This window comes from Enterobacter sp. C4G1, from assembly GCF_052886895.1.
In genome coordinates this window covers 596,133-607,589 of the sequence record NZ_JBQVVV010000002.1, presented here as the reverse complement: position 1 = coordinate 607,589, position 11,457 = coordinate 596,133, and the positions used below count along the sequence as shown (strand labels likewise).

Sequence of the window (11,457 nt, the reverse complement as noted above, 5' to 3'; positions counted from 1 at the left end):
TGGTGTAATAACTTATCAAAACTTTTCGACCATGACCCCTATTTTGATCAATTCATGAAGCAATTGTGAAAAATAATCACAAGAATTTATAGAACACCGAAGTGGCCGTCATTGCCCCGTCAGGCATTAAGGCATAGCGAGGGATTTCACCCACTTTGTGCCAGCCTGCGCGCTGGTAGAACGTCTCTGCCCCGCTACCTGTGGAAGTATCCAGTACCAGCACCGATATACCATGCTTTCTGGCCTCTGCCTCCAGGGCTTCCATCAGGGCCATCGCTGCGCCCTTACGCCGTGCTTTCTCATGGACCAGTAATTTTGCGACATCCGCACGGTGGGGCTGGTTTTCGGGTTGATCGGTTATCAGCTGAACCGTACCGATAAGTTCACCCTGCTCATCGGTACAGGCCAGCACGGTGCGCTCCTGGCGGCCAACGCTTTCAGCGACGCCAAGCCAGAATACGCGGGCTTTTTCGTGGGTAAAAGGCAGCATAAAGCTGACGGAGGCACCGCCGTTAACGCAGTTTTCGAGGATCTCGGCCAGCGCATCAATATGCGAGAGCACGTCGTCCCGGGTGAGTGTGTGGAGAGTCAGTGAGGTTGTCATTGTATTTCCTTGTATTGAGTCCCCTCACTTTGCATTTAACAATAATTTAACGCAACGCGCGTAAACATAGGCTTTTATTATGTTACCGGGAATGCCCTCGCTGACGCTTCATGGTGAACATCTTGTCGTCGGCATCTTTCAGCCATTGCTGCTGATCGTTGCGGTTGTGATCAAATTCGCTCACGCCCCAGGAGAACATCAGTGACCAGGGGTGTAACTTGCGGTCATTGTACTGGGCAACCTGCTCGGTAAGATACTGCATGGCAATCCACGCCCCCTGCTCATCCGTGTCGGCGAACAGCACGGCGAACTCATCGCCGCCAAAACGTACAAGCAGGTCAGCTTCACGGAACGATGCCCGCAAGATGTCGGCCATCGCGGTTAACGCTTTATCGCCCTCTTCATGCCCAAACCGATCGTTAATCTGTTTGAACTGATCCAGATCTATCCAGCCCAGCGCAACTGGCTCTGCGCGGCGCCGGGCCACAGAAAGCGCAAAATTGACGAACTGATTAAACCCGCGACGGTTATATAACCCGGTCAGTTCATCGGTTGTTGCCGCACTGATGGCCGCAAACTCATCCTCCACCAGCGCACCGAGGTCCCTCAACACGGAAAGGTCGGCGTCTGAAAACTCGCGCGGCGAGTAATCGACAAGACACAGCGATCCCACACTGGCACCATCACGCAAACGCAGTGGCATCCCGGCATAAAACCGGATACCCGGCTGCCCGGTCACCAGCGGATTATCGGCAAAGCGCTCATCCTGATGGGTATCAGCCACCACCAGCGGCGCAGAATGAAGAATGGTGTGCCCGCAAAACGAGATATTGCGGGGATAGGTACAGTTGGCTGTGCCATCGATAGATCTGGCCACCAGCTCGTGTTCGGCCACCACATTGACCATCGCCAGTGGGACCTGGAAGAAACGTTTAGCCAGCCGGGTTAACCGGTCAAAGCTTTCTGAGCCATCAATATCGAGTAGCCCTGACTCTCGCAGAGAGTTCAGACGTTCCGTTTCATTTGCAGGGAATTCAGGTGCTTTCATACTGTCTCCTGACGCTTAGTTCTCTTAAAAGCGTAGCCTAAACAGAGACATTTTCAGTGTGCGAATATTCTGTTCTTGCCTTCACGCTTGGCCTGATAAAGCGCGCTATCTGCGGCCTGTAGCCAGTCTGTAACGCTTCTCATGTCGCGCGTGGCACACGCTATACCAATACTGAGCGTGCAATGCACGGCCTCTTGCGCCACATCTTTCATTATCGCGGTGGCCTCCATAATACGTGTTGCAACAATATGGGCCTCATCGAGGGTGGTATCAGGCAGCAGGATAACAAACTCATCCCCCCCCAGCCGTGCCGGGGTGTCTGCGGGCCGTGTCGCCACATGCAATATTTGTGAAACGGTCACCAGCATGGCATCGCCCACCTTGTGACCAAACCGGTCGTTCACTTCCTTAAAATTATCGATGTCGATAAACATCAGTGCCGATTCACGGCATGCCTGCTGAAGCTTCTTCAGCTCATTATCAATCCGTTTTTCGAGCAAGCGCCGGTTAGCGATATCCAACAGCGGATCCATCATGGCGATCCGCTCAAGCTCACGGCTTTTAATCCGTAAACGCAGCGCAATACTGTCGGTGAGCACGCTCAGGGCAATAAGGTAAATGGCAATCAGGGGTAAGGTCGCGAACATAGTCTGCTGGGAGACAAACAGAACGACCGCCATTCCCTGGGTCAGCCAGCTCACCAGAAACACGCCCAGCATCGCGGCAGCAGCTTTCTTCATCAGCGTAAAACCGCCCGCAGAAAGTCGGTCGGCAAGCAAAATGGTGGCAATCACCACCGAAGGCAGCGGGTTGACCGCCATCATGGCGATCCAAAAGCCCCCCGCGCCGGCATCAAACACCAGATTTTGATGTTCCGTCCTCAGAGGTTCGGGTGATTTTTGTGAACGAAACCATGCGAGAGTCGGCCAGACAAAGGCATTCGCCCCCAGCAGAATCATTAGCCAGACTGAACGTTGATGTTCAATCAACACACAGAGGATCGGAATAAAACAGAGCAGCGTACCGAGAATACGCATCAGGTACATACGTTTGACAAACCGACTTCCTGATAAGCGAGGATTTTTACTGAGTTTGCCAGTTCCGTTCATGCCACGATTTTTCCGATATATTTCTTGCGGTATCTTATTGAGCTTAAAAATGCGTAGCAAGCAATTTATCAGCGAATCGTTAACATCAATGTCGCATTCTACCTAATGTGGTTACGCTTACACCGGTTATGTTCCACTCTCAGGTTCCGCCACGATCAAATCGTCTGACAAACGTGCACTGGTACGATTTCGCCCTGCTTTTTTCGAACGATACAGATAATCGTCCGCCTCGGCCATCAGTCGGGTAAAGACCTCTGTCAGCTGCCAGGATTCCGACTTACCGCTCCCCAGCCCAATACTCACGGTAATAAACAGCGTTTGTTGCCGCCAGATAAACGGATGATTTGCTATCGAAACTCTAATACGTTCGGCCAGTTCAATTCCTTTACGGGCGTCGCCGGAATTCACCACAACCGCGAACTCTTCACCGCCCATGCGCGCCACCATTCCTTCTTCACCCACCACCTTCTGCACTTTCTGGGCAAAGGTCGCCAGTACCTTATCTCCGCACTCATGACCGTAGTTATCGTTGATGCTCTTGAAATAATCGATATCCAGCAGCATCACCGTCAAGAAACGAGGATGGCGATGGGCCTCTTCCCGCTTAAGCGATTCAAACAGGCCAGAACGGGAATAGACATGGGTCAGGAAGTCGAAGTCGGCACGCAGCGAAACTTGTTTAATCAGCGAGTTAATGGCCGCCACGCTGACAGAAACCATCACCGGGCAGATAGCCATGGTCGCGATACCAAGACGAGCAGAAAACATCTGTGGCGTGGAAAGCGGCGTCGCAACGGCAATATTGATAATCGAGTTCGCCACCAGGATAACTTCAACGGCACCCGTCAGGAAGGTCAGCAGACAGGTCGCGGGAAGCGAATAGCGCACGGCACACCAGATAAGCGCAGGCAGCGGAAAAGCCAGGCTACCGGCACCGCCAATGACAACCGATGCCACAACCGAAACGATCAGCGCCACCACCGGTAAGCATTTTTCAGGTGCGGGCCAGGTGGGGATAAACCGCTGAGGCATTTTCACCGTCAGCATACAAGGCACAATCAGCACCCCGGTTGAAAACTGCTCGCTAAACCAGTCCGCAAACAGTGGCCAGAAGGTTTTACTGTCAATCCCGACTGAACCAAACGCCCCCAGCAATGCGCAGAACACGGCCGCGATCAGGCAGTAATTAAACAACCGCAGCGCATTAATCGGGTCGGGTCTACCCTTCAGCAACCGCTTGTCACGCATGACAAGTAAGGCCACGATCACAATAAAGACCATATTCGACAGGTTGATCACCACCGACGCAACGCCCCAACTGGTGGTGACCGCGTCGTACATCAGCATGGCGACATACGACACCGCGTAATAATGCAGACGATTAAGATACGCGTAACGGGCAAATACCCCCGCCATCACGCCATTCAGCGGCCAGAAGAGAGATAACGCTTCCACCAGGCGTAATTCTGCCCCCACAAAATAAAACAATGTGGTGAGCGCGAAGATCCCCACCGCATTTCGCAGGGGGCTATCTGGATGAAAAAGCTTGAACGACGTGATTGCAGAAGACATTGAATATCAATCCATATAATTGCTTAACGCAATTATTTGTGGTCATCAGCATGAATGGTAATAACGTAACATGCATCTATAGCACATATAGAACCGGATAATAACTCGTCAATTTTGGGGGTTCATCTGCAATACCAGCCAGTGATGGATTACGCCGACAATATAGTGCTGTTGCTGTGCATCAAGCACAACACCCTGCGGAATATCGTGCCATTTTTCCAGGCACCCCCGACAACAGGTCGCTGTAGCATGTTGCGCGATAAACACCGGATGGCCGCGCATGGGCGTTTGCTTCCCGTCATTCGCCGGATAAGCAGGTGCCAGCCTTTTAGCGACGAAGTCAGCGGCGTGCTGGTCAATGGTGTCGGCACCTTTATCCCAGCAGTATTGCCGCTCTTTAGGCCCCAGGCGAAAGCGCGAACGAAATGTGGAACGCGCCAGCCGGGTAAATAACGGATCATGTGTCGACATCAGTACACGGAGCGCCCCAGCCGTTGCGTGAGTTTCTCCAGTACCGCGACTCCCGCCAGCGAGTTACCCGTTTCATCCAGTTCAGGGCTCCAGACAGCAATCGCCATCTCATGCGGCACAATCGCCACCACACCTCCGCCAACACCGGATTTTGCAGGCAGGCCAACGCGCCAGGCGAATTCACCCGCGTTCTGGTACATGCCACTGGTCGCCATCAAGGCATTAATCTGACGCGCCTGCATTGGCGAAACCACTTCCTGAGAGAGATGCGATGCGTAACCCTGATGCGCCAGGAACAAAAACGTCTGGGCCAGTTCGACACAGCTCATTTTCAACGCACAATAATGAAAGTAATTTTGCAGAACCGTTGCAACATCATTATGAAAATTACCGAAGGATTTCATCAGCCAGGCAATAGCGGCGTTGCGGGCGGAATGCTCAAACTCAGAGCGTGCCACGACGGGATCGTAGGCAATATCCTGCTCGCCACAGAGCAAACGGACAATTTCGAGCATTCGCTGACGCGGCGCGCTCAGGCGGCTTTGCAACATATCGCACACCACCAGCGCCCCGGCATTGATAAAGGGGTTACGCGGCTTTCCGTGTTCAATTTCCAGCTGAAGCAGTGAGTTAAAGGGCTGCCCGGACGGGTCCTTACCCACGCGCTGCCAGATTTCCTCTTCCTCATACTGGCGCATTGCCGCCACCAGACTCAGCACTTTCGAAATCGACTGAATAGAGAAGCGTTCTGTGGCATCTCCGGCCTGATAGCGCTGACCATCCACCGTACAAATGGCGATACCGAGCTTATTGCCGCTGACGGATGCCAGCGCCGGAATATAGTCGGCAACTTTCCCCTGTCCCAGTAATGGACGAACCTGCGCCAGAATCTCTTCCAGCATCTCATTATGGATTACCGCAGCCACATTTTGCTCCTTGCCCTCAGGCTAAAACGGGCTGCGAGTATAACAGAGGCTTATCGATTGCGTCAGGCGGGAAGACGAAAACGCGATACCGCCTGGAGTAAAATGTCGGACTCCTGATGCAAACGGTCGGAAGCCTGTGACGCACCAGACACCAGCACATCCGTCTGACGTGACACCTGGTTCAGCGCCTGAAGCTGACGGGTCATCCGATGAATACTCTCCCCCTGGCTCAGGGTTGCCACCGAGATATCATTCAGCAAACTGCTTAAATTCCCCACCAGCCCGGTCACCTGTTGCAGGTTGTCCTCAAGACGGGTCACCGCTTTAGAACCGTCTTCAATGCCTTGCAACGAGTGGTTAATCAGCTCCTGAATCGTTTGGGTCGAATGGCTACTTTTACGGGCCAGCAATCCCACTTCTCTGGCCACCACTGCAAAGCCCCGCCCTTGATTACCCGCATGAGCGGCCTCAATGGCCGCATTCAGTGCCAGAATGTTGGTCTGAAACGCCACATTGTCGATCAGGGATACGATCCCACGCATTTCTGACGATCGTTCAACGATCGCCTGCATTGAGGCATTGACCGTAGACATCATCTGGTCGCCGCCGGCTGCCGCTTCCCGCGCTTCGTCAGCGCGTGAACTGGCAAGCTTCGCATAGCCGGTATTGCCCTCGACATGGGTTTCCAGCGACGCAATATGCGCCGTCACCTCTTCCAGCTCTTTTGCCTGGCGTGCCGACTGCTGATACAGCTTCTGATTACCCTGCGCAAGCGATCCAATATTCTCTACCATTGAGGTGGTGGCCTCACTCACCTGCGTGACCAGCTGCTGTAATCCCTGCTGCATGGTGAAAATGCTGTCGCCCAGTTGCCCTATTTCACGGTTAAAACGCGTCACACCCGGCGGGCTGGCAGACAAGTCCCCCGCCGCAAGCTGATTAATATGACCAATCAGACGCCGCAGTGGGGTAATGACCCACTTCGCCATGCCAAACCAGACCACAATAACAATCGCCAGCAACACCAGCGGGGCAAACAGGAACAGCGTTTGTAACCCGGAAAGGCGCTCCATTAAGGATTGTCGTCCCTCTGTCGCCAGCTTTTCGCTTATCTGCTGGTAGCGGGCATAGTTATCGTTGAAATCAGTCTGAAAGGCCTGCGCGGGTACAGCAAAAAAGGCATCGATGGAATTGGTTTTGATAAGCCCTTCGGCCTGTTCTTTGATGGCACCATAGAAAAGCTGATAGCTGTTCACCAGCGCCTCATCTTTCGGCGGATTTAGTGCCAGCCATGCTTTCCACGCCTGCTGGGATGCATCGAGCGCCTTTTGCGCTTCATCCATCAGGCTGTGCCAGCTGCCGTCAGAGCCGGTCTCTTTATCCTGCATAAAGTACACGCCCGAGCGGTTCAGCAAATCGCTGGCGGCCAGTAATGACACGCGCGCCTGATCCAGCTTGCCCTGTTGCTGATAGGCCAGCTGATTATGCTGTTCGTTACGCTGCGCTTCGCGAAGAGAGGCGGTAAGCAGAAATGAAGAGGAAAGTTGCAGTGCGGAGAAAAGCCCAATAATACAAAAGATGCCGGCCAGCAATCCAAACTGACGTGGAATGATGCGCTGCGCAATACGGCGAAAAATTTGCGTTAGGTTCATAATTTTCTTCTGTAACAATACGTTAGACGCGAAGGAGTCTACGAAACGAAAATGACAGAACCATTGCAGAAAAATGACAGAGGGCAGGAATTGCCGGGTGGCGATAATGCCTGCCCGGCTTGATAAGGTATTGATTAAACTAGACGCGATCCTTCCACACCGTCTGCACATTACAAAACTCGTGCAAACCGAAGTGAGAAAGCTCACGGCCGAAACCGCTCTTCTTCACTCCGCCAAAGGCCACGCGGGCATCGCTGGCGCTATAGCCATTAATAAACACGCCGCCGCACTCCAGCTCGCGGGAGAATGTTTCAGCCAGTGCAACGCTTGTGGTAAATACCGTCGCCGACAAACCAAAGTCGCTGTCGTTAGCAAGCGCCAGGGCATGAGCGGCATCTTTCGCCACCGTAATGGCTGCTACCGGGCCAAACAGCTCCTGACGAAACGCGGTCATTTCAGGGGTAACATTGCTCAGCACCGTCGGGGCGTAATAGTTACCCTCACCCGCGATCTTCTCACCACCCAGCAGAAGGGTTGCGCCTTCGGCAAGGGAAGCAAGAACCTGCTGATGCAGCTCATCACGCAGATCGTAACGCGCCATCGGGCCAACATAGTTTTCTTCTTTATCCGGTGCGCCCATCTTCAGCGCTGCCGTGGCTGCAACAAAACGTTGGGTAAAGGTATCGGCAATGCCCTCTTCCACGATAAAACGCTTCGCCGCCGCGCACACCTGTCCGGTATTTTGATAACGCCCGGCCACCGCTGCTTTCACCGCCAGGTCCATATCCGCGTCGTTCAGGACGATAAAGGGATCCGATCCCCCCAGCTCCAGCACGCATTTTTTCAGTGCCGCCCCTGCCTGCGCACCAATCGCTGCCCCGGCGCGCACGCTACCGGTCACGGTTACGGCTGCAATACGACGATCGTTAATCGCCTGGCTTACACCTTCGTTGGTGGCATTGACCCAGCCAAACACCCCCTGCGGGAAGCGAGCATCGGCAAAAATGTCGGCGATAAGCGAAGCAGATCCCAGCACGTTCGGGGCGTGTTTAAGCAGATAGCTGTTACCGGCAAGCAGAATGGGCACCGCGCCACGCAGAACCTGCCACAGCGGGAAGTTCCACGGCATCACGGCCAGTATTGGCCCCAGAGGGCGATACTCAATGACCGCGTTATGGTTTTCTACCTGAGTGGCTTCCGTTTTCAGCATTGCCGGGCCATGTTCGGCATACCAGTCGCAAAGGTTGGCTGATTTGGTCACTTCACCGCGAGCCTGGGTAATGGGCTTACCCATTTCACGGGACATTATTTGGGCCATCTCTTCGGCGCGCTGGCGAAGTGCTGCACCTAAGTCACGCAATTTTTGCGCACGGTGCGCGACCGTTTGATTGCGCCATTGACGGAAACCGTCATCGGCCAGTGCAATCGCCTGTTCTACGTCGTCTTGTGTTGCCCACGGATAGGTTGCCAGGGTTTCGCCGGTGGCTGGGTTAACAGACAGCGCATGTGTGGCAGGTGAATGAGTCATGATTATCTCCATGCAATAACAGTTGATTCATTGTGGCTCACTCTGCTATTTCTTAAAAATGAATAATACTAACCACCTTATTCACGAATCGAGAATGGCATGGACTTAACTCAGCTTGAAATGTTTAACGCCGTTGCGCAGACCGGCAGCATTACCCAGGCCGCGCAAAAGGTGCATCGTGTTCCGTCTAACCTCACCACCCGTATCCGTCAGCTTGAAATGGATCTGGGCGTTGAGCTGTTTATTCGTGAGAACCAGCGCCTGCGGCTTTCCCCCGCCGGGCACAACTTCCTGCGCTACAGTAAGCAGATCCTGGCGCTGGTTGACGAAGCGCGCATGGTCGTGGCGGGCGATGAACCCCAGGGGTTATTTGCGCTTGGCGCGCTGGAAAGCACCGCCGCAGTGCGCATCCCGGAAAGTCTTGCCCAGTTTAACCAACGCTACCCGCGTATTCAGTTTGCCCTCTCGACCGGGCCATCCGGGACCATGATTGACGGTGTTCTGGAGGGCACGCTAAGCGCCGCCTTTGTCGACGGGCCGTTATCGCACCCTGAACTGGAAGGAATGCCGGTCTACCGGGAAGAGATGATGCTGGTTGCCGCGGCGGGCCATCCTGAGGTTTCGCGGGCCACAGAGGTGAACGGCAGTGACGTGTATGCTTTTCGCGCCAACTGTTCTTACAGACGGCACCTAGAAAGCTGGTTCCATGCTGACCGGGCGATGCCCGGGCGCATTCATGAGATGGAGTCCTATCACGGGATGCTGGCCTGCGTTATCGCCGGTGCGGGTATTGCGCTGATGCCCCGTTCGATGCTGGAAAGTATGCCGGGGCATCATCAGGTTGAGGCGTGGCCGCTGGCGGAAAACTGGCGCTGGCTCACCACCTGGCTGGTGTGGCGACGTGGCGCAATGACCCGCCAGCTGGAGGCGTTTATAGCGCTGCTAAACGAACGTCAACCACCAGCGCCTTCTCCATAAACAGGCTCAGGGGATCGGCAGTATAAGGGGCAAACGGCGGGCGCATTTCGTAGCCGCAGCGCTCATAAAGCCGCACAGCCGCATGTTGTTTGATCCCCGTTTCCAGACGCACAGTATGGCAGTGGCGGCTTAACGCCTCGTCCTCCAGCGCAGCTAACAGGGTTTCCCCCAGATGTTGCCCGCGATGGGTGGGGTCGATATACACCCGTTTCATTTCGCCGGTGCCGTCACCGTTGAGCACCACCGCACCGCAACCCACGGCCGTCAGCTGCTGGTCGCGAATGACCATCAGGATCAAGTTCTCTTCTTTCAGTTCTGATAAATCAAGCAGATGGTTGCTTTCCGCCGGGTAGAGTTCGCTCTGATAACGATCAAGCGCCGCAATCAGATTGATGATGTCAGGATGGTGTGACGATTCAGAGGTAATAGAGTACATAGCCGGTTCCTTATCTTTTTATTTCATCTTTATTTCAAAATAGCCCAGCCACTTAAGGGTGCTTCATAGGATTAACTTATGCGTCTCTTCACCTGTTGCACGCCACCCCGTCCGGCAGTAATTTTGTGTGCAGAAGCCGTTAAATCACAGTGGAAAACGAATGAACACCAAAGCCCGTAAAGTGATGATTATTGGTGCAGGAAACGTGGGTGCCTCTGCCGCCTATGCCCTGCTCAACCAGAACATTTGTGAAGAGCTGATTCTGGTCGACTTAAACCGCGAACGGGCCCAGGGCCATGCACAGGATCTTAGCGATGCGGCCGCCTATATGCCGGGGATGATGACTATCTCAACCCGTGATGCCAGCGAGTGTGCCGATGTCGATATCGCGGTGATCACCGTTTCGGGCGGTGCGTTACAGCCCGGGCAATCCCGTCTTGATGAGCTGAACAATACCGCGCGTATAGTCAAAAGCATTGTCCCGCAGATGATGGACAACGGCTTTAAGGGCATTTTCCTGATAGCCACCAACCCGTGCGACATCATTACCTGGCAGGTGTGGCAGCTGTCTGGCCTGCCGCGCAACCAGGTGATCGGCACTGGCGTGTGGCTGGATACCACCCGTCTTCGCCGCACGCTGGCGCAGGAGCTGAATATCGGCGCGCAAAGTATCGATGCCTTTATTCTGGGTGAGCATGGGGATACCCAGTTCCCGGTCTGGTCACACTCGTCGGTTTACGGCTCCCCCATTGCCGGGGTCTATCAGCGCCACACCGGGAAAATGCTCGACAAAGAGCAACTGGCGGAGAAAGTCCGCAAACTTGGGTTTGAGATTTACAATCGTAAGGGCTGCACGGAATACGGGATCGCCGGGACCATTGCCGAGATTTGCCGCAACATTTTTACCGGCAGTCACCGTGCGCTGGCGATCTCCTGCGTTCTGGATGGTGAATACGGCGTAGACGGAGTGGCGATTGGTGTGCCTGCGGTACTGGCGCAGGGCGGCGTACAGCAGATTATTGAATTGCAGCTGGCAGAAGAAGAACAGGCCAAATTCCGCCACTCTGTTGAGGTGATTAAAAGCAATATCGCCCGTCTGCCCTGACCAGAAAACAGGGATGACGGGCGGGGTA

Annotated in this window: 11 protein-coding genes; 2 read left to right on the top strand and 9 right to left on the bottom strand. The window is 54.3% G+C overall.

The features are described 5' to 3' along the window. Window positions 1–76: 76 nt before the first annotated feature. The 8 genes from ACT9TW_RS16795 to sad all read right to left on the bottom strand — a co-directional run bounded on the left by ACT9TW_RS16795 (window position 77) and on the right by sad (window position 8,910). Window positions 77–604, bottom strand: a complete 528-nt coding sequence (locus tag ACT9TW_RS16795; protein WP_446493109.1) for an N-acetyltransferase family protein — start codon at window positions 602–604, stop codon at window positions 77–79. Window positions 605–686: 82 nt separating this feature from the next. Continuing rightward, window positions 687–1,652 carry a diguanylate cyclase gene (locus tag ACT9TW_RS16790; protein WP_446493108.1) on the bottom strand — a complete coding sequence of 322 codons (966 nt, stop codon included), beginning with the start codon at window positions 1,650–1,652 and terminating at the stop codon, window positions 687–689. 53 nt (window positions 1,653–1,705) lie between these two features. Further along, window positions 1,706–2,698, bottom strand: a complete 993-nt coding sequence (locus ACT9TW_RS16785) for a diguanylate cyclase (RefSeq protein WP_446493851.1) — start codon at window positions 2,696–2,698, stop codon at window positions 1,706–1,708. Window positions 2,699–2,887: 189 nt separating this feature from the next. Beyond that, the gene (locus tag ACT9TW_RS16780) at window positions 2,888–4,333 is read right to left on the bottom strand and encodes a GGDEF domain-containing protein (RefSeq protein WP_446493107.1); all 1,446 of its coding nucleotides are present in this window, start codon (window positions 4,331–4,333) and stop codon (window positions 2,888–2,890) included. A gap of 108 nt (window positions 4,334–4,441) precedes the next feature. Beyond that, window positions 4,442–4,804, bottom strand: coding sequence for a DUF4186 domain-containing protein (locus ACT9TW_RS16775; RefSeq protein ID WP_315688637.1), 363 nt, complete (start codon window positions 4,802–4,804; stop codon window positions 4,442–4,444). After that, the gene (glsB, locus tag ACT9TW_RS16770) at window positions 4,804–5,730 is read right to left on the bottom strand and encodes a glutaminase B (protein ID WP_182061094.1); all 927 of its coding nucleotides are present in this window, start codon (window positions 5,728–5,730) and stop codon (window positions 4,804–4,806) included. Before glsB ends, ACT9TW_RS16775 begins: the two co-directional genes overlap by 1 nt. 62 nt (window positions 5,731–5,792) lie before the next feature. Continuing rightward, on the bottom strand, window positions 5,793–7,382 hold the full coding sequence (locus tag ACT9TW_RS16765; RefSeq protein WP_446493106.1) for a methyl-accepting chemotaxis protein: 1,590 nt from the start codon (window positions 7,380–7,382) through the stop codon (window positions 5,793–5,795). A 139-nt stretch (window positions 7,383–7,521) separates the two neighbouring features. Continuing rightward, entirely contained in the window at window positions 7,522–8,910 is a 1,389-nt protein-coding gene (sad, locus tag ACT9TW_RS16760; RefSeq protein WP_446493105.1) for a succinate-semialdehyde dehydrogenase, read from the bottom strand. Between the two features lie 99 nt (window positions 8,911–9,009). Here sad and ptrR point away from each other — a divergent pair, with 99 nt between their 5' ends. After that, a complete protein-coding gene (gene ptrR / locus ACT9TW_RS16755) occupies window positions 9,010–9,888 on the top strand; it encodes a putrescine utilization regulator PtrR (protein ID WP_446493104.1) in 879 nt (292 codons plus the stop codon). On the opposite strand, the gene ACT9TW_RS16750 is transcribed toward ptrR, so the two are convergent. Continuing rightward, window positions 9,842–10,324: a GNAT family N-acetyltransferase gene (locus ACT9TW_RS16750; RefSeq protein WP_446493103.1), complete on the bottom strand. Its 483-nt coding sequence runs from the start codon at window positions 10,322–10,324 to the stop codon at window positions 9,842–9,844. The two genes, ptrR and ACT9TW_RS16750, sit on opposite strands and share 47 nt — an antisense overlap. A gap of 160 nt (window positions 10,325–10,484) precedes the next feature. Here ACT9TW_RS16750 and ACT9TW_RS16745 point away from each other — a divergent pair, with 160 nt between their 5' ends. Then, window positions 10,485–11,429 carry an L-lactate dehydrogenase gene (locus ACT9TW_RS16745; RefSeq protein WP_446493102.1) on the top strand — a complete coding sequence of 315 codons (945 nt, stop codon included), beginning with the start codon at window positions 10,485–10,487 and terminating at the stop codon, window positions 11,427–11,429. The last annotated feature ends 28 nt before the right edge of the window (window positions 11,430–11,457 follow it).

Excerpts from the sequence above, each read along its gene's own strand:
- ACT9TW_RS16795 (WP_446493109.1), bottom strand. The coding sequence starts at position 604 with ATGACAACCTCACTGACTCTCCACACACTCACCCGGGACGACGTGCTC.
- ACT9TW_RS16790 (WP_446493108.1), bottom strand. The coding sequence starts at position 1,652 with ATGAAAGCACCTGAATTCCCTGCAAATGAAACGGAACGTCTGAACTCT.
- ACT9TW_RS16785 (WP_446493851.1), bottom strand. The coding sequence starts at position 2,698 with ATGTACCTGATGCGTATTCTCGGTACGCTGCTCTGTTTTATTCCGATC.
- ACT9TW_RS16780 (WP_446493107.1), bottom strand. The coding sequence starts at position 4,333 with ATGTCTTCTGCAATCACGTCGTTCAAGCTTTTTCATCCAGATAGCCCC.
- ACT9TW_RS16775 (WP_315688637.1), bottom strand. The coding sequence starts at position 4,804 with ATGTCGACACATGATCCGTTATTTACCCGGCTGGCGCGTTCCACATTT.
- ACT9TW_RS16765 (WP_446493106.1), bottom strand. The coding sequence starts at position 7,382 with ATGAACCTAACGCAAATTTTTCGCCGTATTGCGCAGCGCATCATTCCA.
- sad (WP_446493105.1), bottom strand. The coding sequence starts at position 8,910 with ATGACTCATTCACCTGCCACACATGCGCTGTCTGTTAACCCAGCCACC.
- ptrR (WP_446493104.1), top strand. The coding sequence starts at position 9,010 with ATGGACTTAACTCAGCTTGAAATGTTTAACGCCGTTGCGCAGACCGGC.
- ACT9TW_RS16750 (WP_446493103.1), bottom strand. The coding sequence starts at position 10,324 with ATGTACTCTATTACCTCTGAATCGTCACACCATCCTGACATCATCAAT.
- ACT9TW_RS16745 (WP_446493102.1), top strand. The coding sequence starts at position 10,485 with ATGAACACCAAAGCCCGTAAAGTGATGATTATTGGTGCAGGAAACGTG.